General features: G+C 72.4%; 19 protein-coding genes. 2 read left to right on the top strand and 17 right to left on the bottom strand.

Annotated elements, in window-relative coordinates:
• Window positions 1–4 precede the first annotated feature (4 nt).
• From ABFJ78_RS14910 to ABFJ78_RS14835, 16 genes are all read right to left on the bottom strand, one after another.
• Entirely contained in the window at window positions 5–1,714 is a 1,710-nt protein-coding gene (locus ABFJ78_RS14910; protein WP_436386846.1) for an acyl-CoA carboxylase subunit beta, read from the bottom strand.
• Complete coding sequence (locus ABFJ78_RS14905; RefSeq protein ID WP_400904136.1) at window positions 1,711–1,890, bottom strand: DUF6222 family protein; 180 nt, start codon at window positions 1,888–1,890, stop codon at window positions 1,711–1,713. The genes ABFJ78_RS14910 and ABFJ78_RS14905 overlap by 4 nt, the downstream gene beginning before the upstream one ends.
• Entirely contained in the window at window positions 1,887–2,948 is a 1,062-nt protein-coding gene (locus ABFJ78_RS14900; RefSeq protein WP_436386845.1) for an NAD-dependent epimerase/dehydratase family protein, read from the bottom strand. The genes ABFJ78_RS14905 and ABFJ78_RS14900 overlap by 4 nt, the downstream gene beginning before the upstream one ends.
• Window positions 2,949–2,961: 13 nt before the next feature.
• Window positions 2,962–3,525 (bottom strand): flavin reductase family protein, encoded by a 564-nt coding sequence (locus tag ABFJ78_RS14895; RefSeq protein ID WP_436386844.1) that lies wholly within the window; start codon window positions 3,523–3,525, stop codon window positions 2,962–2,964.
• A 2-nt stretch (window positions 3,526–3,527) separates the two neighbouring features.
• Window positions 3,528–3,977, bottom strand: coding sequence for an acyl-CoA thioesterase (locus tag ABFJ78_RS14890; protein WP_372666468.1), 450 nt, complete (start codon window positions 3,975–3,977; stop codon window positions 3,528–3,530).
• A 2-nt stretch (window positions 3,978–3,979) separates the two neighbouring features.
• Complete coding sequence (locus ABFJ78_RS14885) at window positions 3,980–9,808, bottom strand: type I polyketide synthase (RefSeq protein WP_436386843.1); 5,829 nt, start codon at window positions 9,806–9,808, stop codon at window positions 3,980–3,982.
• Between the two features lie 253 nt (window positions 9,809–10,061).
• The gene (locus ABFJ78_RS14880) at window positions 10,062–10,859 is read right to left on the bottom strand and encodes a TIGR03084 family metal-binding protein (protein WP_436386841.1); all 798 of its coding nucleotides are present in this window, start codon (window positions 10,857–10,859) and stop codon (window positions 10,062–10,064) included.
• A 193-nt stretch (window positions 10,860–11,052) separates the two neighbouring features.
• The gene (locus tag ABFJ78_RS14875; protein WP_436386840.1) at window positions 11,053–12,111 is read right to left on the bottom strand and encodes a carboxymuconolactone decarboxylase family protein; all 1,059 of its coding nucleotides are present in this window, start codon (window positions 12,109–12,111) and stop codon (window positions 11,053–11,055) included.
• Between the two features lie 167 nt (window positions 12,112–12,278).
• Window positions 12,279–13,931, bottom strand: a complete 1,653-nt coding sequence (locus ABFJ78_RS14870; protein ID WP_436386839.1) for a GMC family oxidoreductase N-terminal domain-containing protein — start codon at window positions 13,929–13,931, stop codon at window positions 12,279–12,281.
• Complete coding sequence (locus ABFJ78_RS14865; RefSeq protein WP_436387775.1) at window positions 13,928–14,458, bottom strand: DUF5987 family protein; 531 nt, start codon at window positions 14,456–14,458, stop codon at window positions 13,928–13,930. Before ABFJ78_RS14865 ends, ABFJ78_RS14870 begins: the two co-directional genes overlap by 4 nt.
• A 98-nt stretch (window positions 14,459–14,556) precedes the next feature.
• Window positions 14,557–15,933 carry a cytochrome P450 gene (locus tag ABFJ78_RS14860; protein ID WP_436386837.1) on the bottom strand — a complete coding sequence of 459 codons (1,377 nt, stop codon included), beginning with the start codon at window positions 15,931–15,933 and terminating at the stop codon, window positions 14,557–14,559.
• Window positions 15,930–16,934, bottom strand: coding sequence for an enediyne biosynthesis protein (locus tag ABFJ78_RS14855; protein WP_436386836.1), 1,005 nt, complete (start codon window positions 16,932–16,934; stop codon window positions 15,930–15,932). The genes ABFJ78_RS14860 and ABFJ78_RS14855 overlap by 4 nt, the downstream gene beginning before the upstream one ends.
• A 5-nt stretch (window positions 16,935–16,939) precedes the next feature.
• Window positions 16,940–18,913: a CRTAC1 family protein gene (locus ABFJ78_RS14850; protein ID WP_436386834.1), complete on the bottom strand. Its 1,974-nt coding sequence runs from the start codon at window positions 18,911–18,913 to the stop codon at window positions 16,940–16,942.
• A complete protein-coding gene (locus ABFJ78_RS14845; protein ID WP_436386832.1) occupies window positions 18,910–19,893 on the bottom strand; it encodes a DUF1702 family protein in 984 nt (327 codons plus the stop codon). The genes ABFJ78_RS14850 and ABFJ78_RS14845 overlap by 4 nt, the downstream gene beginning before the upstream one ends.
• Before the next feature lie 95 nt (window positions 19,894–19,988).
• Window positions 19,989–20,984, bottom strand: a complete 996-nt coding sequence (locus ABFJ78_RS14840) for a DUF1702 family protein (protein WP_436386830.1) — start codon at window positions 20,982–20,984, stop codon at window positions 19,989–19,991.
• A 29-nt stretch (window positions 20,985–21,013) separates the two neighbouring features.
• On the bottom strand, window positions 21,014–21,919 hold the full coding sequence (locus ABFJ78_RS14835; RefSeq protein WP_436386829.1) for a helix-turn-helix transcriptional regulator: 906 nt from the start codon (window positions 21,917–21,919) through the stop codon (window positions 21,014–21,016).
• Between the two features lie 487 nt (window positions 21,920–22,406).
• Between ABFJ78_RS14835 and ABFJ78_RS14830 the strand changes: the two genes are divergently transcribed.
• The gene (locus ABFJ78_RS14830) at window positions 22,407–23,213 is read left to right on the top strand and encodes an AfsR/SARP family transcriptional regulator (RefSeq protein WP_436386828.1); all 807 of its coding nucleotides are present in this window, start codon (window positions 22,407–22,409) and stop codon (window positions 23,211–23,213) included.
• Window positions 23,214–23,277: 64 nt separating this feature from the next.
• Window positions 23,278–23,976: a winged helix-turn-helix transcriptional regulator gene (locus ABFJ78_RS14825; protein WP_436386827.1), complete on the top strand. Its 699-nt coding sequence runs from the start codon at window positions 23,278–23,280 to the stop codon at window positions 23,974–23,976.
• Window positions 23,977–24,006: 30 nt separating this feature from the next.
• Here the strand turns inward: ABFJ78_RS14825 and ABFJ78_RS14820 are convergent, their stop codons facing one another.
• A complete protein-coding gene (locus ABFJ78_RS14820) occupies window positions 24,007–25,254 on the bottom strand; it encodes an RNA polymerase sigma factor (protein WP_436386826.1) in 1,248 nt (415 codons plus the stop codon).
• Window position 25,255 lies beyond the last annotated feature (1 nt).

Here is a 25,255-nt window from a genome sequence, read left to right as displayed (position 1 = left end):
CCCCTCAGATCGGCAGATTGCCGTGTTTGCGGCCCGGCGCCGGCTTGCGCTTGTCCCGCAGCATCGCCAACCCGCGAGCCACCGCCGCGCGCGTCTCGGCCGGGTCGATGATGTCGTCCACCAACCCGCGCTCCGCCGCGTACTGCGGGTTCAAGTACTCCTCCGTGTACTCCGCCACCAGCTTCGCGCGCAACGCCTCGGGGTCCGCCGAAGCCGCCAGGTCCCGGCGGTACAGCACGTTCACCGCGCCCTCCGCGCCCATCACCGCGATCTGGTTCGTCGGCCACGCCAACGACAGGTCACACCCGATCGACCGCGAGTCCATCACGATGTACGCGCCGCCGTACGCCTTGCGCAGGATCACCTGGATGCGGGGCACCGTCGCTTCGCAGTACGCGTGCAGCAGCTGTGCCCCCTGGCGGATGATGCCGCCGCGCTCCTGCTCCACCCCCGGCAGGAACCCCGGGACGTCGACCAGGCTCACCAGCGGGATGCCGAACGCGTCGCAGAACCGCACGAACCGCGCCGCCTTCTGGGACGCCGGCCCGTCGAGCACGCCGGCGAACACCACCGGCTGGTTGCCGACCAGGCCCACCACGCGGCCGTCGACGCGGGCCAGCGCGCACAGCACGTTGCGCGCCCAGCCCTCGTGCAGCTCGAAGAACTCGCCGTCGTCGGCGACCTCGGCGAAGACGTCGCGCATGTCGTACGGCTGGTTCGGCTCCACCGGGACCAGCTCGGCCAGCCGCGGCCGGTAGTCGTCCGTCGCGTTCGTCGGCACGGTCGCCGGCGGCGGGTCCAGGTAGTTCGACGGCAGCAGCGACACCAGGTACCGGACGTCGGCGAGGCAGCTCTCCTCGTCGTCGTGCACCACCGTCGCGACGCCCGAGGCACTGCCGTGGACGTCCGCGCCACCCAGTTCCTCGTGCGTGACGCGCTGGCCGCTCACGGCCTCCACGACGTCCGGCCCGGTCAGGTACATCCGCGCGGTGTCGCGCACCATGAACGTGAAGTCCGCCAACGCCGGCGAGTACGCCGCGCCGCCCGCGCACGGGCCGAGGATGACGCTGATCTGCGGGATCACCCCGGACGCCTCGACCTGGCGGCGGAAGATGCCGCCGTAGCCGTTGAGCGCGAGGACGCCTTCCTGGATCCGGGCGCCGCCGCTGTCGTTGAGCCCGATCACCGGGGCGCCGTTGGCCACCGCGAGGTCGAGCACCTTGTGGATCTTCGCCGCGTGCGCCTCGCCGAGCGAACCGCCGAAGAGCGTGAAGTCCTGGGCGTAGACGAACACCCGGCGCCCGTCGATCGTGCCGGAGCCGGCGACGACGCCGTCGGTGTGCGGGCGGTTGCCCGCCAGGCCCGGGCCGGTCGCCTGGTGCCGCCGGTAGGGCTCGATCTCGGTGAAGGAGTCGTCGTCGAGGAGGAGGGCGAGCCGTTCGCGTGCGGTCAGCTTGCCCAGCGAGTGCTGGCGGCGGACGGCGTCGAGCCTGCCCTCGTGGATGTGCGCGCGCAGCTCCTCGCGGCGCCGGCGCAGCAGCGGCATGTCGGGCGGCGCCGGCCGCGCCAGGTCGGCGGCGCGGGCCAGCTCGATGACCTGCGCGTCCCCGGACGGCGCCGGACGGCCGAGACGGCGGCGCCGGACCCCGTCGGGAACCGGCACCACCTCCGCGTCGTCCGCCCGCGCCGCGCCGGACTCCTGGCTTCCGCTCACGCGGCATCCCTCATCCGGGCCCGGTGGTCCCGCTCGATCTCGGCGACGATGTCGGACCACACGATGCCGCGGCCCAGCCGGGGCATCGGGCGGACCAGCGCCTCGACGGGCGGCGGCGTGGTCACCGCGGGCTGCCGGTCACCGGTGTCCGCGTGGCCGGCGTCGCTGGTGGTCATGGCAGGACCTCCTCGGTCTGGCCGGCCCCGGGTCCGGGACCGGTGAGAACTGCGTGTCTTACGTCCACAGTGGACAAAGCTGAGCCCGCCTGCCGGTCGGTGATCCGCCCGGCGGCGCGCAACCAGGCCACCGTGTCCCGCACGGTCTCGAGCACCGGCCGGGCCGCGACCCCGCCGCTGGGCACGTCCCCGGCGACCGGCACGGCCGTCGCGCAGACGTGGATCGCGCCGTACTGCACCGGCAGCGCCCACGGCCACACGCGCTGCAGCCGGTCGGCGAAGCGGCCCACCGGGTACAGCGCCCGCGCCGGCAGGACCACCGCCGGCAACGCCCGCCCGGTCGCCTCGCGGGCGGCCGCCAGGTACTCGCGGGTCGTCAAGTAGTGCCCCGGCCCGAAGAACGCGAGGCCGGACACCGACCCGTCCAGGATCCGCGCGTGCAGCTCCGCCGAGTCGCGGACGTCCCCGATCGGGAGCCCGCCGCCCGGCCAGATCGGCGTCAGCCCGCGCAGGACGTCGCGCAGCCGCGCGTTCTGGTCGCCCAGGCGCGGGTCGTCCGGCCCGAGCAGCGCCGGCGGGTACGTGACGACGACCGGCGCGCCCACCGACCGGTGCTGCCGCGCGATCCGCTCGGCCGCCGCCTTCGACGCCAGGTAGGGCTCCCGCGACTCGCCGACCGGGCTCGCGACCCCGATCGACGGCGCGGTCGCCGGGTACAGCGCCCCGACCGTCGACACGTGCACGACGCGACCGGTCCCCGCCCGGCGCGCGGCGGCGAGCACCACCTCGGTCCCCCGGACGTTCACCCGCCACAGCTCGTCGCGACGCCGGCTGTCGAACGTGTAGACGCCGGCCGCGTGCAGCACCGCGTCCGCCCCGGCCACCAGCCGCCGGACCGCCACGACGTCGGTGACGTCGCCGCCGACGACCTCGACGCCGGGCCGGGCCAGGCCGACCGGGTCACGGGCGAGCAGCCGGACCCGGTGCCCCCGCCGCAGCAGCGCCGCGACCGTGTGGGCACCCAGGAAGCCGGTGCCGCCCGTGACCGCGATCAGCATGACGTCCCCTCCCTCAGGCCGCGCGGGCCTTCCCGTCCACGTGGTGGTAGCCGCCGCCGTAGAAGACGAGCGCGTGCTCGCCGGTGCCGCGGCTGGTGGCGAGCACCCGGCCCAGGAAGATCGAGTGGTCGCCGCCCTCGATCACCTGCGCCAGCTCGCACTCCACCCAGGCCAGCGCCCCGGTCAGCAGCGGCGCCCCGGTCTTGCTCCCCGGCGTGTAGCCGACGGCCTCGAACTGGGCCATCCCGTCGGGCCGGCGCCAGTCGGCGAAGTACTTCGACGTGTCCTGCTGGTCCGCCGCCAGGATGTTCACCCCGAACGAGCCGGCCGTGACGATCGCCGCGTGCATCCGGGCCGCCTTCGACACGCAGCACAGCACCATCGGCGGTTCCAGCGACACCGACGAGAACGCGTTCGCGGTCATGCCGTGCGCGTCCTCCCCGCCCGCCGTGAGCACCGTGACCCCGGTGGCGAACTGCGCCATCACCTGCCGCAGTCCCGGCTGCGCCGAGAGGCCGCGGCGTGCCGGCGACTTCGGCAGCCGCTTCAGCACGTGAGGCTCCGATTCGTAGCCCACAGTCAGACTCCCTTGCCGTTGACCGCGGCCGTCCAGTAGGGCACCAGCGCCTCGCGCAGCTGCTCGGGCACCCGGGACGGCACGGTGGCCGTGTTGGGCCCGCGCATGCAGGCGATCCGCTGCCGTCCCCGGGCCACCAGCACTTCGCCCTCGGCACGCAGGTGGACGTAGTCGAACGCGAACTGGATCTGCGTCGAGGTGAGCTCCTCCAGCCGCAGCCGGATGGACAGCTCGTCGAACGCGGTGATCTCGGCGAAGAACTCGCACTCCACCTTGAGAGTGAACAGCTTGAGGTCGTGCCGGACCTCCTCGAGCACCGCCGGGGCCTTCTCCTTGAGGAACATCTCGCGGCACCGGCCCTGCCAGCGCACGTAGTTCACGTAGTAGACGTTGCCCACCAGGTTGGTCTCTTCGAAGCCGACCGTGTGGCGGATCTCGTAGTAGTCGGACATCTTCAGTTCCCCTCTGCGTGGAGCACGGCGAAGACGATCGGGTCGGTCCGGTCGTTGACGGTGGTCGACCAGGTGGCGATCCGGGCCCCACCGGAGGCGAGCAGCGCCCACCCGTCGGCGTCGACCTGGCGCACGGTGAGGGCCTGGGTCATCGAGCCGGTCTTGCGGACGCACTCCAGCGCGCTCCAGACCCGCGTGTTGGCCACGCTGATCGGTTCGCCGGTGTCCGCGGCCAGCAGCCGGCCGAGGGCGAGGAGCTCTTCGCCCAGCAGCCCGGCCCAGTCCTCTTCGGTGCGTTCGATCGCCGTCTCGATGTCGCAGGCGACCTGGTCGGCGCCGGCGACCACGAGGGTCAGCTCCGAGGTGTGCGACGCGGTGACGTGCACGCCGCCGTCGCACTCCGGCTTGCCGTCGGGGCGGTAGCGGACCTCGACCGGCTTGTCGAGCGCCCGGCCCGCGGCGAGCGCGGTCTGCGCCCGCCGTTCGGCGATGCCCGCCGCCGGGCGGCCGGCGGGGTCCGGCTCCAGCACGACCGACCGCGACCCGCCGAGCAGCCGCTCGCAGGCACGCTCCACATAGGACCCGAGCATCGACGGGACCCACGGCCCCGCGCCGTCGCGCTTGCGGACCGCGCGCAGCTTCAGGCCTTCCCAGCGCTCGACCAGCGTCCCGTCCGGGTTGCGCACGTCGAGGTCGTAGACGTAGCTGTCGCCGTCCTGGAGCCGTTCCTTCGCGTCCAGCAGGACGTACTCGTCGTGCTGGCGGCCCGGCTCGGCCAGGTACAGCTTCTCGATGCCCTGCGGCAGCAGCGTCGCGTCGGGGACGCAGCACTGGATCGCGTGCATCATCGCGTCCCGGGTGCCGGGGTCGGCCAGCAACCGCTCCTGCGGGAGGAACGGCGCGAACCAGTAGTGGTCCGCGTTCGTCGAGATCTCGGCGACGGCGTGCCGGGCGCTCGCCCGGCGGTAGCCGAGAACCCGCTGGAACCGCTTGCCCTGGAACAGGACCGAGCCGTACAGCTCGCTGATCGGCTCCACCGGGACCGGCGGCAGCGCCACGTCACGCGGGACGCACTCGCCGATCTGGTCGGGCCGGGCGAAGCTCAGCCGCGCCTTGAAGTGGTCGGCGCTGAAGCCGGTCTCGTCACTGCGGATCACGACGTCGACGGTGTCGGCGTCGCGGGCCAGCGTGGCCAGCCGGACGGTGGTCGACCCGCCCGGCGAGACGATGATCGGCCGGAGGAACTCGACGTCCGACAGCACCGGGGTGCCGGTGCGGTCCAGCGTCGCCGCCGCGGCCTGCGTCATGGCCTCCATGCCGAGCACCGCCGGGAACAGCAGCTGCCCGTCGAGCAGGTGGTCGGTCAGGTACGGGTCGGCCCCGTCGGAGAGGTCGGCTTCGGTGATCAGCTCGACGCCCGGGTAGTGCACGACCGCGCGGTCGACGAACCGGGTCAGCGGCAGCTCGCGCTTCTGGATCGGCAGCGTGGCCAGGCCCGACGTGCGGCCGCAGACCACCAGCACCGGCGGCGCGGCCGGGTCGGCCAGCACCTGGCGGAGGATGGTGATGCCCTCCTCGGTCGGGATCGGCGTGATGCCGTCGCGCATCAGGGCGCTGACCACGCCGAGCTTCTCGCCCATGCCGGTGCCCGACCAGACCGACCACTCCAGCGCGATCGCCCGCGCCTTCGGGTGCTCCTGGCCGAAGCGCAGGGTCAGCTCGGTCATCCAGTCGTTCGCCGTGGCGTAGTGCGCTTCGCCGCGCAGGCCCGCCCGGCCGATGATGCTGCCGAAGGTGACCAGGAGCTTGATCCGGTCCTGGTCGACCGCGGCGAGCACCGCGTTCAGCCCGCCGATCTTCGGCGCGAGCGTCTTGCGGAAGCTGTCCTCCGTGAGGGAGAACAGGGCGGCCGGCTCGTTGCGGCCCGCGCCGTGGAGGACCGCCGTGACCGGGCCGAGGTCGGCCTGGACCCGGGCGACCGCCTCGGCGATCTGCGGGGCGCTGGTGACGTCGGCGCGCTCGTAGCGGTAGCGGATGCCCGCCGCCTCCATGCGGTCGAGGTTCTCCGCCAGCTCGGTGTCGGTCTCCGGGTCCGAGCGGCCGAGCAGGGCCAGCCGGGCGCCGGAGTCCTTGGCCAGCGCCAGCGCGCTCTCCGCGGTGATGCCCTTGCCGCCACCGGTGACGAGCAGGACGTCGGTCGAGTCCAGCGAGTCGCGGATCGGGCCGGGCTTCGGCGCGGCCAGCGCGGACAGCCTCGGCACCGTGCGGCCGCCGTCGGCGCCGTAGCGGGCTTCGGTGAAGTCCGTGGTCGCGGCGACCTCGGCCACCACGGTGGACACCGCGGACGCGAGCTCGTCGGCACCCGAAGGCGTCGGGTCCGCGAAGTCGATGATCGTCGTCTTCGCCGAGGGGTCCTCGAGCCGCAGGGTCCGGGCCAGGCCGGCCGCGCCGTAGCCGTGGTGCACGACCACGAAGCGCGTGCCGTTGGGGGCGGCCATGACGGCGCGGCCGGCGTCGAGGAACAGCCCGACGTGGCTGGAGTCGCAGTCCGCCGGCAGGCAAAGCAGCACGCCGTCCCCGGCGCCGGACGCCGCGAGCGCGGCCTTCAGCGGTTCGGCCAGCGGGTGCCGGGGCGTCGAGAAGACCTGCCACTCGGCGCGGCCGGCCCCCGGCGTCAGGTCCGCGGTGGGCCGCGGCGCGGGCACGTACTCGACCGCGAACGGCCGGACCCACGGGCCGACGCCCGGCGCCTCGCCGACGTGGGTGTCGGTCGGCTTCGCCGTCTGCGCCAGCTCGTCGATCATCTCGGCGAGCTCACCGAGGCACACGGTCGCGAAGTTCGGCATGCCCTCCAGGGCGGGCCGGCCCAGCGCCCGGGTGACGTCGTTGACCAGCTGCCCGACCGTGATCGACGACAGGTGCAGGTCGTCGAGCGGGTGGGTGTCGGCGGTGACGGCTTCCAGCGGCAGCTCGACGCGCTCGGCGGCGAGCTTGCGCAGCAGGTCCAGCGTCGAGCCGGAGTCGCCGTCCGCGGTGCCGGCGTCGGCCTCGGCGGCCTGGGCCTTCTCCGCGGCCAGTTCGGCGGCCAGCTCGCTGTCGATCGACGGCGCCGCCTCGCAGGGGCTGGCGAGGAAGCTGAACTCGCCGTCGGCGGGCAGAGCGCGCACGACGCGGCCTTCGAACAGCGCGTCGGTCGTGATCGGGGCGCCGAGCGCGAACGCCGCGCCGACGATCCGGAGCAGGGCCTGCAGCGACGCGTTGTCCGTGTCGATCGCGAGCACCGGGGTGTCCGGCGCGATCTCCTCGAAGAGCCCGGTCAGCACCCGGCCGGGACCGACCTCGACCACCAGGTCGCTGCGCTCGGCCACCTTGGCGGCGGCCTCGCGGAAGCGGACCGGCAGCACGATCTGGTCGCGCAGCAGCTCGGGCAGGTTCTCGGCGGCGTGCAGCACGTCGCCGCTGACCGTCGAGACGACCGGGCGCTCCAACCGGGCGAAGGAGAACTCGCCCAGCTTCTCGGTCATGGCGTTCGCGGCCGGCTCGACGGCCGGCGAGTGGAAGGCGTGCGAGACCTTGATCCGGGTCGCGCCGACGCCCTGGGCCTTCGCCCGGGCGACGATCTTGTCGATCGCCCCGGCCGGCCCGGAGATCACGGTCTGCTCGGGCGCGTTGTAGCCGGCGATGACGACGTCGTCGCCCAGGCCCAGCTCCTCGACGCGGCCCGGCGAAGCGGCGATCCCGGCCATCGCGCCGGTCCCGTCGCCGGTCGTCGTGGCCATCACCTTGCCGCGGACCTTCGCCAGCGCCAGCAGCCCGCGCTCGTCGAGCGCGCCGCCCCAGTGCAGGGCGGTCAGCTCGCCGAGGCTGTGCCCGGTCGCGGTCGAGGCCTCGATGCCGAACGAGCGCAGCACCCGCAGCGCGGCCAGCGAACCGGTGACGATCCGCGGCTGGGCCACCTCGGTGGCGACCTGGTCGCCGGAGGCGGGCAGCCCCGCGGCGCGGAAGATCTCGTCGGCCGCGGTGAACCGGCGGCGCAGGGCGCTGTCGCCACCGCGTCCCGATCCCTGGCCCGGGAACAGGTAGCCGATCTTCGGCGCGGAGCCGCGGCTGCTCGCGAAGATGCCGTCGGTCGAGTCGAAGATCGAGTCACCGGACTCCAGCTGCTCCAGCAGCTTCGTCAGCTTGCGCTCGGCGTGCTCCGGGTTGGCCGCGACGACCGCGGCGCGCACCGAGCGGCCGGCCAGCTTCCCGGCCAGCTCGCCGGCGAGGTCGGTCAGCTCGGCGAACGACAGCTTGGGCACGACCTCGAGCGTCGCGGCGATGTCGCCGCGCAGGGTCGCGACGTCGTCGGCGTCGAACAGCAGCAGCTCGGCGTCCTGCCGGCCGGCGACCAGCGTCCGGGCCCGCTCGTCGAGCTCGCGGCGGCGGGCCGCGGTCGGCGCTTCGGTGACCGTGACGTGGGAGTTGATGCCGCCGAAGCCCATCGCCGAGACCCCGGCGCGGACCGGCTGGTCCTCGGGCCAGAGCGACGCGTCGCGCGGGACGTACATCCGCGCCGACGTGCCGGTCAGCGACTCGTGCGGCTCGTAGTGGCCGGTGGCGGGCGGGATGACCTGGTGGTAGACCGCCAGCGTCGCCTTGATCAGGCCGGCGACCCCGGCCGCGGCCTTGGTGTGCCCGATGTTGCCCTTGATGGTCGACAGCGCGGCCTGCTTGGCCAGCGGGTCGGCGTCGCGGCGGGCGGTGGACAGCGCCTCGATCTCGGTGGCGTCGCCCAGCGCGGTGCCGGTGCCGTGGCCTTCGAAGTAGGAGACGGTCTCGACGCCGTAGCCCGCGCGGTCGTAGGCGCGCTTGAGGGCCAGCCGGTGCCCGGCCGCCTCGGGCCGGGTGATGCCGCCCTTGCCGTCGGAGGAGACGCCCCAGCCGCCGATCGACGCGTAGATCCGCTTGCCCTGCTCCAGCGCGTCGCTTTCGCGCATCAGGACGAGCATGCCCGAGCCTTCGCCGGGCCAGAAGCCGTTGGAGTCGGCGTCGTAGACCTTCATCTCGCGCTTGGCCAGCGCGCCGGTCTTCGCGAAGCCGATCACCTCGAACGGGTCGATCGAGAGGTCGACGCCGCCGGCGATGGCGAGGTCGAGGTCGCCCTGGGCGAGCGCGTTGGCCGCGGTCACCACGGACAGCAGCGAGGACGAGCAGGCGCCGTCGACGGTGTACCCGCCGCCGGCGAAGTCGAAGTGGTTGCACACGCGGCCGGCGATGGTGTTCGCCAGGCCGCCGGCGAGGGTGTCCTCGTTGATCTCGGGGAACGGCTCCTTGTACTGGATCTCCAGCTCGCGCAGGAAGCTCGCGGTCTCCTCGTCCTCCCAGCCGCGGGAGCTCAGCGCCGCCGCGACCGTGCGGCGGACGTACGGCCAGCGCAGCCGCATGATGTTCGCGCGGGAGAACTCGCCGGTGAGGCTGTTGCCGATGACGACACCGGTGTTCTGGCGCGGGGCACCCTCACCTTCGCCGAAGCCGGCGTCCGCGAGGGCCGCGGCGGCGACGTCGAGGGCGAGCCAGTGCGTCGTGTCGGTCGCCCGGAACGTGCTGCCGGCGACCTTGTGCGCGACCCGGTCGAACTCGTAGTCCCGCAGCACGGCCGCCTTCTGCGCGTAGAAGCGGTCCGGCGCCTTCGGGTCGGGCGAGTAGTAGTCCGCCCGGTTCATCCGTTCGTCCGGCAGCCTGCGGAACGCCCGGCGCCCGGCCAGCACGTTTTCCCAGAGCTCCTCCGGAGAACTCGCGTCGGGGTACCGGAGACCGATACCGACGATCGAAATCCGCTCTACGCTCATGCCACCGCACTCCCACTGGCTCTCGAGCCCCGTATCACCGGAACCATCAGGTCCCCGCTGTCCTCCGGCGCGGGACGCGGTCCCGCCGCCGGTCTGTCGTCCTCGGGCGGCGGCGCCGCCCGGTCTCGCCCGGCCCGCCGGGCCGCCGGGGTCCAGCATCTCCCGGGCGGCGCGGACCGTCTTCTTTCTCCCTGCCCCCGGGCCGCACGTCAGCACGCTGGGACAACGATTTTTTTTGTCTACTGTGGACTGGTCAGGCGTTGAACTGCCCCGGACGGCGGCCTTGGCCGGCCGGTCCGCGGTAGGCCTGGGCGATGTCGAGCCACTGGTCCGCCAGCGTGCCCTTCGCCCGGATGTCGAGGTCGTAGCGGTGCCGTCGCCGGGTGACGAGCAGGCAGAAGTCCTCGGCGCTGCCGCTCACCCGCTGAGCCGCGTCGGCGGGACCGAACGTCCAGAGCGCGCCCGAGGGCGCGGTGAGCTCGTACCGGAACTCCTCCGCGGGCGGCGTCAGGTTCCGCGCCTCGTAGCCGAAGTCCCGGACCCGCACGGCGAACCCGGCCAGGTGCTTGATCCGGTCGGTGCGCTCGAGGCGGACGCCGAGCGCGTCGGCGACGTCCTGCCCGTGGCCGAACAGCTCCATCATCCCGGCGCAGGCCAGCACGTACGGCGGCAGCGGGTTCACCAGCCACGGCACCAGCCGGTCGCCGGGAACGGCGGCGAGGGCCTTGATGCCCGTGTCGCGCTCGGCGCGCCAGCGGGTCAGCAGCACCTCGGCCGGGTCGTGGATGAACTCCTGCAGCGCGCCTTCGACGGCCTTCTCGAAGCCGATGGACGCGACCGCCTTCGTCATCTGGAGGAAGGCCTCCGGCTGCGCGGCCGAGAGGCCGGCGATCCGGAAGATGAACGCGAGGTGGGCGATCTGGTGCTTGACCGCCCAGCCCGGCGCCGGGGTCGGGGTGTCCCACCCCGCCTCGGGCAGCCCGGCGACGAGCGCGTCCACCTCGGCGGCCTCGGCGGTCAGGTCGGCGATCACGGCCGTGGTGTCAGTCACCTGTCTGTCCTCTCACCGGTGCGACGTCCTTCTTGTGGGAAAGCGGCCGCCGCGGGGGTGGCGGGGTAAGGGGAGCCACCGTCGCGGCGACCGCCGTCCGGCAGACCGGGACCGGCCGGGGCGGCGTCACGGACCGGAGTTTCGTTGCGTCCCGGTGCTGCGCGCCCCGGCGGGCGATCTGACCTTTCGATCATCACCCGCGCCGACCTGCGGAGTCTTCTCTTCGCGGGCGGTGCGGCAGCCGCTCACCGGCCGCCACGGCCGCCGTGAGAGCCGCCCACGACACCAGCTCCACCAGGCCCCGATCGTCCGTCCTTTCCGGACGGACGCCGGCGTCGGCCTGGTACGCCGCCTTGGCGGTGAAGAGCGCGAGCCGGCCCGCCGCGCGATCGTGAGTGGGGAGTTCGGCGAGCACCGGCTCGGCCCAGGCGCGGCTGAGCCCGGGCGGTTTCCCGTCCCACGCCTTGACTTCCCGGCGGACGAGCTCCCGCACGCGCGACGGCACCGAGCGCTCCCCGGCGGCTTCGATCGCCGCCGTGGCGCGCGCGAAGGCGTCGGCCAGGGTACCGCCGGGCGGCGCCCAGCCCGGGCCGTCGGTGGCGGCCGGCGGCAGCAGGCCGAGTGCCTCCCCGGCCGGCGGCGCGGCACCGGGCTTGAGCAGATGTCCCAGTACCGCCTTGGCTTTCACCCGCGCCTGCGGCGGAACCGCCTCGGGCAGCGGCGACGGGCCGAGGAACACGCTGACCATCCGGTTGAGGTAGTGGAAAGCGACGGCCACGGCGGTGAACTCGGCGGCGGTGTCGGCGGGGACGTCGGCCGGCAGCCGACCCTCGCCCCGCGCCCACGCGGCCAGCGCGCGCGTGTCCCGGTCCTGGATGGCTTGCGTGTCCCCGGCTTCGATGGCCGCGGCGGCGTCCGGCTCGCCCAGCGACCCGAGCGCCATGCCGTGCACTTCGACGCAGTAGGGGCAGGAGTTCGCCGCCGACACGGCCGCCGCGACGACCTCCTTGTCCGCCCGGCTCGCGGTACCGGCCGCGACGAGCGACTCCCGCAGCAGGAGCCACGCGGCGGCGAGCACGTCCGGCGCGGGCGAGTGCAGCGCGATCGGCGGGGCGAGCATCCCGAAGTCCCGTTCCACCTGCCGGTAGACGTCCCGCACGACCCCCCGCGCCCGCCGCGGCCGCACGGCCTCGACGTGCTCGATGTCCCGCAGCGTCCGCCGCAGGGCGAACCGCACCAGTCCGGGCGCCATGGTTCCTCCTCGAGATTGGGCGAAATCACCGACGAAGCCGCGGCCGCGTGACGTGAATGACTCATTCATGTCGCCTGGCGACATGAATGAGTCATTCACGTCACCGGAGCCCCGGTCGGACTCGCGCTCCCAGGAACCCAGGAGCGCGAGTTCGAAGTACCCGTGCATCAGTTGCCGGCGACCAGGTCCAGTTTGGACACCGCCCGCCGGCCCGTGATCGAGCCGTCCGGCGACGGGGCCCCGTACTTGACGGCGACGCCGCGCGACTGCAGCTCCCGGACGATGCCCGGGATCGACCGCTCGGCCAGCGCCGCGATGGTCATCGCCGGGTTCACCGTCAGCGCGCCCGGCACCGACGCGCTGTCGGTGACGAAGATGCCCGGGTGGTTGCGCAGCTCGTGGTTCGGGTGCAGCGCGGACGTCGCCGCGTCGTCGCCGATCCGGCAGGACGCCAGCGGGTGCACGGTGTACGCCCCGACGACGTCGTTCGTCCAGGGGGCCACGCGGCCGATGCCGTCCTTCTCGATGATCGCCTTGCAGTCGGCGTCCGCGAGCGCCCAGCCGCGGCGCGTGTTCGGCGTGGGGTCGTAGCGCAGCGCGCCGCGGCCGAGCATCTGCTGGGAGATGCGGTACGCGTTGCCGGTCGGTGGCGGGGTGCCGAAGACGCCCTCGTTGTCGTCCTCGGTCATCAGGAAGATCGTCAGCCAGTTGGCCCACTGGTTGAGGATCTCCTTCTTCTGCGCCCCGTACCAGCGCGGCTCGTCCCCGCCCGGCACCTGGGCGAGAATCGTCCCCAGCCCTGGCGGAAAGTACAGCTGCTCCAGCGAGTACCGCTCGTACTCCGGCAGCGATCCGTCGAGCTTGTCCCAGTTCGCGACGGTCGGGCCCTTGCCGATGTGGTTGGCCGAGTACACCGGACCGTCCTCACGGGACAGCCCGAGCACCTCGCGGACGCGGTCCTCGTCGATGATCGCGGTGTTGAGCCGCTCGCCGTTGCCGGAGAAGTACCGGCCGACGCCGTGCGGCATCGTGCCGAGCGCGGCCTCCGACCGCTGCAGGATCACCGGCGTCGCGCCGGCGCCCGCGGCGATGATGACGACCTTCGCCTCGATCACGCCGGTGCCGGTGTGGATCCGGTAGTCCTCTTCGTCGATCAGGTCGAAGTGGACGCGGTAGCCGCCGTCCTCGGTCCGTTCGAGGCGCTGGACCTCGTGCAGCGGCCGGATCTCCGCGCCGTGCGCCAGCGCCGCGGGCAGGTAGTTCGTCAGCATCGACCGCTTGGCGTCGAACTTGCAGCCGGCCATCATGAAGTTGCAGTTGACGCAGGTGTCGTTGTCGACGGCCACCGGCGCCGGGTTCGCGGTGCGCCCGGAGTGGTTACAGGCCGCCGCCCACAGGCCACCGGCGTAGGAGACGTCGTTCCAGTCCTGTTTGGACACCGGGATCGACTCGTCGACGCGGTCGTACCACGGCTCCAGGGTGTCGCGCGTGATGACCGACGGCCACATCCGGCGCCCGATGCTCCCGTGGCGCTCGAACACGAAGCGGGGCGCCCGCGGCATCGCGGCGAAGTACACCACGCTGCCGCCGCCGACGCAGTTGCCGCCCAGCACGCTCATCCCGTCGCCGACGACGAAGTCGAACGCGCGGGTGTAGGACGAGCCGAGCAGGTAGTCGTGCTCGAAGTCGGCCGCGGCCAGCCACGGCCCGCGCTCGAGGACCGTGACCTTGGCCCCGCCCGCGGCGAGGTGGTAGGCCGGGATGGACCCGCCGAAGCCGCTGCCGACGATGACGACGTCGGTCTGGTCGATGGCCGTCATGCGGGGCTCCCGGAAGGCGTCGTGTCGGGGTGGATGTCGGCCAGCTTGCGGCCGTAGCCGTACTTCGGGAACCGCCAGAAGCCGTCGGCGTCCGGGGCCTGGTACCCCAGCGCCAGCAGCCCGGGGTGCCCGGCGCGGATGGCGTCGGCGGTGTGCAGGTGCGGGGCGCTGTCGTAGGCCATGTTGCAGAACAGCGCGAGGCTGACCCAGCCGTCCTTCTCCGGGTGCCCGGGGGTGGTCAGCCGCCGCACCAGTTCGCGGCGGTGCTCGTAGGGCAGCGCGACGAACGGCGGCACGTCGTGGTCGAGCTCCAGCGCCACCTCGCCCGCGTAGGACTTCGCGTGGTCGTTGAGCGACTGCGCGAGGTAGGGCAGGCCGGCCGTGACGCCGGTCGCGTCGAAGTTCAGCAGCTCGAGCGCGCCCGCCTCGACCGAGCCGGGCCCGGGCGCGGCCCCGGCGACCGCCCGGTCCTCGGGGAACCGCTTCTCCCCCGGCACGATCGTGTCCGCGTAGGCCTCGAGTGTCATGTTCTTCACGCGTTCTTCTTCGGTGGCCTCGGGTTGCACCGGCCTACCTCCTCATCGAATGTCCACAATAGAGCCTGGGCGGCTCGCCGCCGAAGACGTCAGGCTGCCTGCGCCCGCCGCGTCCGGTCCCGGCGGTGCACGGTCATCGGCAGCCCGCCGCGCACCCGCAGCGAGAGCATCGCCTCGGGTTCGACGACCTTGCCGGGCACCTTGCGCAGTTCCAGGTCCCGGGCGGCCATCGCCAGCACGAACACCGCCTCCATCACCCCGAGGCTGTTGCCGATGCAGAACCTCGGCCCGGCGCCGAACGGGAGGTAGGCGTAGCGCGGCGGGCGCTCCGCGGCGGTGAACCGCCCGGGGTCGAAACGCTCGGGCTCGGTCCAGAAACCCGGGTGCCGGTGCAGCGTGTAGGGCACCACGACGACGTCGGAGCCGGCCGGCACGTGGTACCCGCCGATCTCGTCGTCGGCCTGGGCGATCCGCGGCAGCAGCCACACGGGCGGGTACAGCCGCATGACCTCCTCGACGACCGCGACGGTGAACGTCAGCCGCCGCAGGTCCTCGTGCTCGGGCAGCCGGTCGCCGAGCACCTCGACGGCTTCGGCGTGCAGCCGCTCGCCGACCTCGGGGTGCTCGTCGATCAGGTGGAACGCCCAGCCGAGCGTGCTCGCCGTGGTCTCGTGCCCGGCCAGCAGCAGGGTGATCAGCTCGTCGCGCATGCGTTCCCGCGACGCGCCCTGTTCGGACCCGGACGCGATCAGCCGGGACAGCACGTCCTCGCCGTTCTCGACCGGGTCCGCCAGCCGCTGCTCGACGAGCTCGTCGGCGATCCGGCGCAGGTCGTCGCGCGCGGTCCGGAAGTGCAGCTGCTTCTTCAGCGGCACCCACTGCGGGACCATGCTCAGCGTGACCGCCTCGAACATCGCCTGGTCCTGCACGGCCTCGAACGAGTGGCCGAGCGTCTCGTACCCGCCCAGCTCGGCGTCGAGCAGCGTCTTGCCGAGCACGCCGAGCGTCAGCCCGGTCATCTCGTGCAGGATCTCGACCGGCCCGTCGTGCTCGGCCAGCCGCTTCACGAGCCCGTCCACTTCGGACGCCACGACCGCGGCCTGCCGCGAGATCCGCTTGGGCTGGAACACCGGCTGGATGGTCCGGCGCTGCTTCTTCCAGGTGTCGCCGTCGCTGGTGAGCAGGCCGTCGCCGAGGGCCCGCCGGGCCTCCTGCAGGCCGATGCCCTTGTGGTAGTTCGCGGCGTTGTCGGCGAGGACGTGCTTCGCCAGGTCCGGGTGGTTCACCAGGTACATCGCCTTCGGGCCGATGGCGATGCGGACGACGTCGCCGTAGGTCTCGGCGTTGTCGCCCATGAGCGCGAGCCGGTCGGTGAAGAGCTGCTTCAGCAACCGGAACGTCGCCCGGCGCGGCGGCCCGGGCGGCGCGGTGCGCGCCGCCCGGGCCTCGTCCGATCCGACGGTCATGCCGCGACCGCTCCCGGCTTCTCGTCGCCCGCCGGCGGCGCCGAGGCGAGTTCCAGCTTCGCCTTCTGCGCGGCCTGGTCCGCTTCGAACTTGATCCGCGCCTTGTTCGAGAAGTGCAGGCCCCACAGGAACATGCCGCGGATCAGGCAGATGGTCGCCGTGGCCAGGAACAGCCCGTAGGCCACGTGCACGGCGGTGAAGAAGCCGTAGGCGAGCGCCACCCCGGACCCGAAGAGGAACTGCGAGACCGGCTTCGACGGCGACGTGCCCGGGTCGGTCACCATGTAGTTGGTGTAGAGCACGAACGCGACGCCGGTGCCCATCGCCAGCGCGCCGGGGATCGACGTGCCGAAGAGCCAGCCGCGGACGAAGGCCTGGACGACGAAGAAGCTCAGCCAGCCCGCGATCAGCCACATCCGGTTGGTCAGCAGCGCGTTGAGCACCGTGCCCGACACGAGGATGATGCCGACGATCAGCCAGCCGCCCCAGGTCGGGATCTGCTCGGTGAAGTGGTAGGGCGGGGCAATGCTGGCCCACGGGAACACGAGCAGGATGATCGTGATGCCGAAGTTCGACGGGTTCATGTAGTGCCGCATGCGGCCGTACACCGGCGCCTGCAGGACCCACTTCGCGCCGACCGCGACGACGACGCCGAACATCATCACGAGGATCTGGTCGTTGACGTAGGTCAGCATGTTGAGGGCGAGACCGGTGATGTGCGCCGGCAGCAGGAACTCCATCAGCCCCTTGAACCCGTTGCCCCGGAACCGGACGTCGCGGTGGGTAACCCGGGCGTTGATGATCTCGAGGCCGATCTCCGTGGTGTACGCGGTCGCCAGCGCGACGAACGGGTACAGCCACGGCTGCTCGAAGCCGAGCACGGTGTAGCCGATGATGTTGAAGATCGTGATCGAGATCGCGAAGCGCCGCAGCGCGGTGATGACCTTGTTGGTCCGCTTCGGTGGCGCGCTGTCCACTTTGGTCAGAGTCGGGGTGGCCATGCCGGTCACTTCGCTTCCTTAACCTGGGTACCGAGCTGGAGGGAGTACTGGCCGGGCGCCAGCTTCAGGTCCTGCTGGTGCAGCTGCCCGGTGCGGTCGCGCCACTGGAGGTGGGCGGTCAGCGGGCCGCTGACGTCGTGCCCGAGGCCGATCTGGATGTCGAAGCTGCGCCGGCCGGCCTCGCCGCTGCTGCCGTCGACCCGGCCGAGGTACTTCTTGCCGTCCGCGGTCGTCACGGTGACCTGGGCGCCGATCGCGGGCGGACCGGCCGCGGGCAGCGGGCCGGGCGCCACCGGGGCGTCGGTGGTCAGCTTCAGCTGCAGGTACTTCCCGGGGTTCGGGCTGTCGTTGTGGTAGAAGATCGGCTGCTCCCACTGCCGGGCCACGGCGAACTCGGGCAGGCCGTCCCCGTCGGTGTCGCCGACGGCGATGCCGCGGGTGGGCACCGGCACCGCCAGGCCGAGCTGCGGCGCGAGGTCGGTGTACCGGCCGTCGGAGCTCTTCACGAAGAAGTGCAGCGTCTGGTCGCCGCCGATGTCGTCACCGGCGCGCGCGTTCGGCCACCAGAAGGGGTTGGACAGCAGGCCGTCGTGGGCCGTGGCGATCTCCTGCAGGTTCGGCCAGCGGTTGACCTGGCCCTTGACGAACCCGGTGGCCTGCGCGATCTGGTTCTCGCCGCTGTTGTTGAAGTCCTGGATCTTGACGTCCCAGCCCCAGCCGGACCACGCCGTGCCCTTCGCGGCGCTGTCGTCGTGGAACGGCGCGACCCCGTCCTTGAACTGCCGGGTCAGGTCCGCGTTGTCCTTGGCCTCGTTCATGAACTGGAAGTTCGACTCTTCGATACCCCAGGACGTCGTGATGTTGCTGACGAACAGGTCGTAGAGGCCGTCGTGGTTCAGGTCGCCGAAGTCGACGCCCATCCCCTTGAAGGAGTCGTGGCCCAGCACCTTCGACTTCGGGTCGGCGATCCCGCGGACCCCGGTGACCTCGGCGAGCTCGATGTGGCCCGGCGTGGACTTGTTGTACAGGAAGTGGTCGTGCCCGAAGTCGTTGGCGATGTAGAGCTCCGGCAGGTTGTCGCCGTCGACGTCGGTCGCGCTGGAAGCCAGCGTCCAGCCCAGCCGCGCGGACTCGGGGATGCCCTGCGACGCGTCGGCGAACTTCGCGCTCGGGTTCGCCCCCGACGTGGCGCCGGTCCAGCGGAAGATGTACTTGGCGCCGGAGTTCTCCGCGTGCGACATCGACTGGTTCAGCGTGATGCCGCCGTCGGCGTTCGGGTCCAGGACCCGGCTGTCCGGGAAGTAGTTGCCGACGAAGACGTCGACGTGCCCGTCGCCGTCGAAGTCGCCGATGGTGACCGAGTCGGTGTTCCACAGTGGACCGTTGTACTTGCCGTCCGGGCCGCGGTGGTTGCCCGCCACCAGCTCGGTCGGCTGGAACGCCGAGGCGTCGAACTTCGTCGCGGTGGCCTTCTGCAGGAACAGGACCGGCGTCCGGCCCCAGTAGTAGGCGAGGATGTCGGTGCGGCCGTCTTCGTTGTAGTCACCGGGGACGCAGCCCATCGGCGCCATGTAGTCCCACGTCGGCAGCGCCGGCGCGGGATCGAGCGCGAAGGGCGCGTAACGCGGGCCGGAGTCCGGCGCCGGCGTGATGACGACCTGGTCGCTGCGCGGGTCGACGAGGCAGAGGTCGTTGGCCTTGCCGCTGCCGCTGATGTCGTTGATCGCGATCGCGGCGCCGACCGAGGAGATCCACGCGGCGATGTGCTCGTACTCCTTGTTCACCGTCCGGATCGACTGCGACTTCGAGGCCGCCGGCAGCGCGATCGTCATCGGGGTGAAGTGGAACTGGCCCGCCATCGAGTCTTGCTCGGAGGCGGAAACGCTGGGCAGCCGGGCGACCAGGAACAGGCCGAGGATCAGCACCAGCGCCACGATGCCCGCCAGCTGCTTGCGCAGCCAGCCGAAGGTCGCGGTCATTTCTTCTTCCCTCCGTGGGTCAGCACTTCTTCGGCGATCCGCTGCCGCCAGGTTTCGAAGGCCGGGACGTCGTCACCGTCGACGACGGCGGCCGGCCGGACCTCTTGGGTGATGGCCGCGGCGCGTTCGGCGGACATCCCGCAGATCGCCCGGGCCGCCAGCTCGGTCTCCGGGATCAGCAGGCCCGAGCGCACCCGGCACTCGGCCGCGAAAGCGCTCCCCTGGGCCAGCGGCCCGTGGTGGATCCCGGCCCGGTCGACCAGTTCCGCCAGCTCGTCGGCGGTGACGCCGCACGCGTAGGTCGAGGCCAGCCCGACGCCGGCGTACAGGTCGCCGTGGCGCGACTCGGGGAACTCCTCGATCGTCTTGGTCACGAGCTCGACGTCGGTGCCGCAGATGAACCACAGCGCCCGGCCGATGCCCTGGTCGATGGCCCGCAGCGCGTAGCCGTCGTACCGCCGGTCCGGCCAGGAGAAGCCCGGCTCCTGGTACTGGTTCCGGATGTAGGAGTCGGTCTTGAAGTACGCCTGGTGGAAGCCGTAGCCGTCGAGCACCAGCCAGCGCAGCAGCGGGTCGAACGCCGACGCCTTCGGCCACGCGAACCGCGGGAGGCGGCACATCGCCCAGCCGACGCCGACGTAGATGATGTAGTCGTGCTTCTCGCCCGGGCCGGCCAGGAACTCGGCGATGTTCGTGCTCTTGCCGAACGGCAGTCCATCGAGGACGCCGTACCCCATTCCCGCGCCCTCGTAGGCGAATCCGCGGAACTGCGGGGGGATGCGCTCGAGCCATTCCTCGGCCTGCTCGACCGACTTCGCTTCGACAGCGTGCGCGTACCCGAGGAGGAACTTCTCCCCGACGGTCTCGAGCCGTTCCTGTGCGGCTGGGCTCTTCCGGTGGAAGCCCCGCTTCTCCAGCAAGGTCTCCGAGACGTTCGGTGTCAGGATGCGGCGCCTGAGCGTACGCCAGCCATTGCCCAACGCACTCTCCCCCTTAGGGTCGACTGGGATGTTCCTTCTACGGTCACAGATTCGCTGGTCAGCGCTCTACTCCGCGCTTGCCCGCGATCACTTTCTCAGGCTGTGCGCCACCGCGCGGCCGGGTCGAACTCCGCCCGGATCCGCTGCCGCCACAGCTCGTAGGGCGGCTCCGGGCCGTCGTCGCCGTCGGCCTGTTCGGTGCGGTCGGCGAGGTTTTGCGCGCCCTGCACCGAAAGATCGGTGAGCACCCCGGCGGCGAGGTGGGTGTGGGCGGGCACGTACGACGAGTACGTCCGCGCCTTCACCGCGAACACCACACCGAGCGCGAGCTCGTCGTAGTGCTCGCCGGACGCCCGGCGCAGCCGGCCCAGCCCGCCCTGGTCACTGCCGCCGGCGAACGTCGCGGCCAGCCCGACCCCGCTCCACAGGTCCGCCCGGCGGTGCTCGGCGAAGCGGCCGACCGCCGCGGCGACGGCGTCCGGGTTGCCACCGTTGACGAACCACAGCGCGCGCCCGGCTCCCTGGTCGAACGCCCGGCCGAAGTACTCCGGGCGGCCGGCCCACGGGTAGGGCTCCGGCTCGGCCTGCTCGTCGATCCACTTCTTGGTGTCGAAGTAGGCGCGGTCGAAACCGAAGCCGTCGACGGCCAGCCAGCTCATCACCGGGTGGTAGGCCACCCCCGTCAGCTCGGGCAGGATGTTCTTCCACAGTGGACGCGGCAGCCGCGCCATCGCGAAGCCGATCCCGATGTAGGTCAGGAAGATGTGCGGGCGCGCGGGTCCTTCCAGGAGCTCGCGGGTGCGGTCGCGGCCGCCGCCCGGCATCGCGTCGAGGATCGTGTAGCCCATCGTCGCGCCCTCGTAGGCGAACCCGCGCTGCTCGGGCTCGATCAGCGCGAGCCGGCGCTCGATCTCCCACAGGGAGGCGCCTTCGATGGCCCACTCGAACCCGCACACGACCGCCTGCGGCACCGCCTCCAGCCGGGCCGTCGCGTCGGTGTGGGTGACCGGGAAACCGCGCTCGGCGAACCCGACCGAAGCGAGCGAAGGAGCGAGGAACCGCTTGCGGAGCACTCCGATGACGGTGGACATGCTGGTGTCTTCCTTTGTTCGGCGTGAGGTCAGGCGACGGCGCGCAGGTGCGGCCGCTGGGCGGCGAGCATGCGCTGGGTGAACGGCGACTGCTTCGACGCCAGCGTGATCGCGATCGGCGCGTCGGTCGCGGCCGGCGCGCGCAGCCCCACCCGCGCGGTGGACTGGCCGTAGGGCGCCACGGTCACGCCCTGGTAGCCGATCGAGAAGCGCGGACCACCGGCGCCCGGCTGGTGCTGCGCGACCGCGATCGCCGTCCACCGCCCGGCGGGCACGCCGTGGATGGTCAGCTCGCCGGAGCTCATGTTGGCCATGCCGCCGAAGGCGACCGGGCCGCACTGCGGCACCGGGTCGGCGAAGAGCCCGACGAGGGTGTCGGCCGGCGCGGAGCCGCGCGGCATGTCCAGCCGCATCGACAGCACGCCGGTGCCGGTCTGCAGCGAGGCGCAGCTGCGGCCGGCCGCGCGCAGCGTGCGCAACGGGGGAAGCCGCTGGAACGTCGGGGAGATCGCCACGAGCAGCTCGGCGACCTGCGGCTCGCGGTACTGCGTCGGCGTCATCCCGACCGCGCGCGAGAACCGGCTGGTGAACGTGCCGACGCTGCTGTAGCCGACGCTGCACACGATGTCGGAGACGTTCAGCGACGTCGTCAGCAGCAGCCGCTTCGCCTCGAACAGGCGCACGGCGGTGAGGAACCGGCCGGGCGTGACGCCGGTGGCGTCGGCGAACATCCGGGAGAAGTGGAACCGGCTGACGAACACCTCCGACGCCAGCTCCGCGAGCGTGATCGGCTCGAAGTACCGCTCCTGGATCGACGAGATCGCCTGCAGCACGGCGGGCCGGACCGACTTCTCGACCCGCTCGAGGGCGGGTACCCGGGGCGGTTCGTCGAACTCGCTGTCGTGTCCGACAGCCGCAATAGACCGCAACATCATCCGTCCAACCTCGAATTCCCCTGATGGCAGTTCTCCTCATGTCAGGGAAGACGCCGGTCCTTGCAGGACGATCGACGGGCGATGGAGGCGTCGCGGGCGAAACGCACCCGGTCGGGCGAACCCCGCGCGGCCACGGGTGATCCACACTGGACGGTCCGTGCGGAACGCACGGTGCCGGCGTGCCGGACACCCGCCCGCGCGGTCCCCGGCGGCCCCGCCGCACCCCGCGCCTGGTCCGTTCCAGCGACGCCGCCGCGCGCCGCGCCCCAGGTTGGGCCGGATGGCGGACCATGCGGAACGCACGTCGCGAACCTGCGAAATCCACGGGGCCACGGGGCAAACGCACGTTGACTCTGGTGGGTGACTCACTGGTCGCCGGAGAGACGCTCTGTCACATTCGGATAGAAGCCCGGAGTCGGCCGTCCCCCGACCCCGCGCGGCTCGACTGGGGAGCGCGAGGACGCATTGACGACGCTGGAGGCCTGCCATGTACTCCGAACTGCCGCCAACGGAAGCACCGGACGACGGTGGCGTGACGTTCACCGTCCTGGGCCCGCTGGAAGTGCTGCGCGCCGGCGTCGATTTCGCGCCGACCACACCGAAGGTCCTGCAGCTGCTCGCCGTGCTGGTGATGCGCCCGGGCAAGATGGTACACATCGACACCCTCATCCGGGAGCTGTGGTCGGACAACCCGCCCCGGACGGTCCGGACGACGCTGCACACCTACGTCTACCACCTCCGCCGGTGCATCGACCAGAACCGGCTGGCCGCCGACGGTGAGAAGATGCTGGCCACCAAGCAGTCCGGCTACACCTTCTACATCGATCCGTCCCAAGTGGACACCTACCGGTTCGTCCGGCTGCAGCAGCGGGGCCACGAGCACCAGGACGCCGGCGACCACGCCGGGGCGGCCGACGCCTACCGCGCGGCGCTCGACCTCTGGTCCGGCCCGCCGCTCGCGAACGTCCATTGTGGACCGATTCTGTCGGCGTACCGAACCGAGCTGCTGGAGCAGCGCCGCAGCGTGCTGCACCTGCGGATCGAAGCCGAGATCACCAGCGGCAAGCACCGTGAGCTGATCGGCGAACTGCGCTCGCTGGCCACCGGCAGCCCGCTCGACGAAGCCCTGCACGGCCAGCTGATGCGCGTGCTCGGCCGCAGCGGGCGGCGTTCCGACGCGATGGCCGTCTACCGCCGGCTCCGGTCGCGGCTGGCCGGCGAGCTGGGCGTCGAACCGTGCGACGACCTCCAGGTGCTGCACCGCGAGCTGATCTCCGAAGGCGACCACCGCTGATCCACCGCTTCCCCGGCTCCGGCCGATCACCCCGCTCCGCCCGAGAAAGAAGTGAGGAAGTTCGATGCCCGCTCCCAACACCCGCGCCTACGGCCAGTTCTGCGGCCTCGCCCGCGCTCTCGAGATCATCGGCGAGCGCTGGTCGCTGCTGATCGTCCGTGACCTGGTGCTCGGTCCGAAGCGTTACGACGAGCTGCAGGCCGGCCTGCCCAAGATCCCGCCGTCCATCCTGTCGGCCCGGCTCAACGAACTCGAGGCGACCGGCGTGCTGCGCCGCCGCGTCCGCGCCGAGCTCGACGCCGGCCTGGTCTACGAGCTGACCCAGTACGGCAGCGAGCTCGACAGCATCCTCCTCGACCTCGGCCTGTGGGGCGCGCGGTCGCTCAACCAGCCCGGCCCGGACGACGTGTTCACGCTGGACTCGGCGATCCTGTCGCTGTACACGACGTTCCGCGCCGACGTGGCCGAAGGCGTCCAGATCACCTACGAAATCCGGTACGACGACCGGATGATCGTCCACGCGCTGGTCGAGGACGGCGCGGTCAAGGTCGGCGAAGGCCGGTTCGCGGGCGCGGACCTGGTGGTCAAGGCGTCCAGCGGCGCGGCGATGCTGGACCTGATGAGCGGGCACGTGACCGCGGCGGACGCGGTCCGCACCGGCAAGCTGTCGATCGAGGGCGACGTCGCCGACCTCGAGCTGCTGGCCCGTCTGTTCCACGTCCCGGCGGCCCCGGAGCCCCCGTCGGGCATCGTGGTCCGCTGAGTCCCGCACCGGACCGGCGCCGGGCCTCGCTCAGTTCTGCGCGGGGTCCGGCGCGATCCGGCCGGCCCGCTTCATCAGGTACCGCCGCTCGGGCAGGCTCGCCGTCCGCTGCGCGGCCTTCAGGTAGTGCTCACGCGCGCCCGGCAGATCCCCGGCCAGCTCGAGCAGGTGCGCGCGGACCGCGTCCAGCCGGCGGCCGACGTCGAGCTTCGCGTCGACCGTGTCCAGCAACTCGAGGCCGCGCGCCGGGCCCGACGCCTGGGCCACCGCCACCGCCTGGTTGATCGTCACCACCGGGCTCGGCATCAGCGCCTGCAGCACGTGGTACAGCTCGACGATCTGCGGCCAGTCCGTCTCCTCCGTGCTCGGCGCGGTGGCGTGCAGCGCCGCGATCGCCGCCTGCACCTGGTACGGCCCGAGCGCCGCGTGACCGATCGTCGCGTCCACCAGCGCTTCGCCCTCGGCGATCATCGCCGCGTCCCAGCGGCCGCGGTCCTGGTCCTGCAGCGGCACCAGCTCGCCGTTCGGGCCCGTGCGCGCCGCGCGCCGCGCGTCGGTCAGGAGCATCAGCGCGAGCAGGCCCGCGACCTCGCCCTCGCCCGGGGTCAGCGCGTGCACCGCGCGGGTCAGCCGGATCGCCTCCGCGGCCAGTTCCGCGCGCACGAGGTTCTCCCCCGACGTCGCCGTGTAGCCCTCGTTGAAGATCAGGTACAGCACCTGCAGGACGACCCGCAGCCGGTCGCCGAAGTCGTCCGGCGACGGCTCGTTGAACGTCGACCCCGCGGCGGCGATGCTCTCCTTCGCGCGGGTGATGCGCCGGGTCATCGTCGCCTCGGGCACCAGGAACGCGCTCGCGATCTGCGCCGTGGTCAGGCCGCCGACCGCGCGCAGCGTCAGCGCGACCTGCGAAGGCGGCGACACGGCGGGGTGGCAGCACAGGAACAGCAGCTTCAGCGTGTCGTCCTCGCCGCCGGGCTGGTCCTCGCCCGGCCCGGGGACGACGGTCACCGGCTCCCGCACGGCGACCGACTCCTCGCGCCGCCGCCGCGCGCTCTCGCTGCGCCAGTGGTCGGTGAGCCGCCGGGTGGCGACCGTGACCAGCCAGCTGCGCGGGTTGTCCGGGACGCCTTCGGCCGGCCACTGCTCGCTCGCCGCCAGCAGGGCCTCCTGGACGGCGTCCTCGCACGCGTCGAACTGGCCGTACCGGCGCACCAGCACGCCCAGCACCTGCGGCACGAGCGGGCGCAGGACCTCGGCGACCGGGGCGGGCGCGGTCACG

The organism is Amycolatopsis sp. MEPSY49 (assembly GCF_051337345.1).
Taxonomy (GTDB): Bacteria; Actinomycetota; Actinomycetes; order Mycobacteriales; family Pseudonocardiaceae; genus Amycolatopsis.
Note: the sequence above shows the minus strand (reverse complement) of the source record. Positions and strands in the feature narration are given on the sequence as shown.

What these genes read in the sequence shown, in the direction of transcription:
- ABFJ78_RS14905 (WP_400904136.1), bottom strand. Translation starts at nt 1,890, where the DNA reads ATGACCACCAGCGACGCCGGCCACGCGGACACCGGTGACCGGCAGCCC.
- ABFJ78_RS14900 (WP_436386845.1), bottom strand. Translation starts at nt 2,948, where the DNA reads ATGCTGATCGCGGTCACGGGCGGCACCGGCTTCCTGGGTGCCCACACG.
- ABFJ78_RS14890 (WP_372666468.1), bottom strand. Translation starts at nt 3,977, where the DNA reads ATGTCCGACTACTACGAGATCCGCCACACGGTCGGCTTCGAAGAGACC.
- ABFJ78_RS14885 (WP_436386843.1), bottom strand. Translation starts at nt 9,808, where the DNA reads ATGAGCGTAGAGCGGATTTCGATCGTCGGTATCGGTCTCCGGTACCCC.
- ABFJ78_RS14875 (WP_436386840.1), bottom strand. Translation starts at nt 12,111, where the DNA reads ATGGCGCCCGGACTGGTGCGGTTCGCCCTGCGGCGGACGCTGCGGGAC.
- ABFJ78_RS14870 (WP_436386839.1), bottom strand. Translation starts at nt 13,931, where the DNA reads ATGACGGCCATCGACCAGACCGACGTCGTCATCGTCGGCAGCGGCTTC.
- ABFJ78_RS14865 (WP_436387775.1), bottom strand. Translation starts at nt 14,458, where the DNA reads ATGACACTCGAGGCCTACGCGGACACGATCGTGCCGGGGGAGAAGCGG.
- ABFJ78_RS14860 (WP_436386837.1), bottom strand. Translation starts at nt 15,933, where the DNA reads ATGACCGTCGGATCGGACGAGGCCCGGGCGGCGCGCACCGCGCCGCCC.
- ABFJ78_RS14855 (WP_436386836.1), bottom strand. Translation starts at nt 16,934, where the DNA reads ATGGCCACCCCGACTCTGACCAAAGTGGACAGCGCGCCACCGAAGCGG.
- ABFJ78_RS14850 (WP_436386834.1), bottom strand. Translation starts at nt 18,913, where the DNA reads ATGACCGCGACCTTCGGCTGGCTGCGCAAGCAGCTGGCGGGCATCGTG.
- ABFJ78_RS14840 (WP_436386830.1), bottom strand. Translation starts at nt 20,984, where the DNA reads ATGTCCACCGTCATCGGAGTGCTCCGCAAGCGGTTCCTCGCTCCTTCG.
- ABFJ78_RS14835 (WP_436386829.1), bottom strand. Translation starts at nt 21,919, where the DNA reads ATGATGTTGCGGTCTATTGCGGCTGTCGGACACGACAGCGAGTTCGAC.
- ABFJ78_RS14830 (WP_436386828.1), top strand. Translation starts at nt 22,407, where the DNA reads ATGTACTCCGAACTGCCGCCAACGGAAGCACCGGACGACGGTGGCGTG.
- ABFJ78_RS14825 (WP_436386827.1), top strand. Translation starts at nt 23,278, where the DNA reads ATGCCCGCTCCCAACACCCGCGCCTACGGCCAGTTCTGCGGCCTCGCC.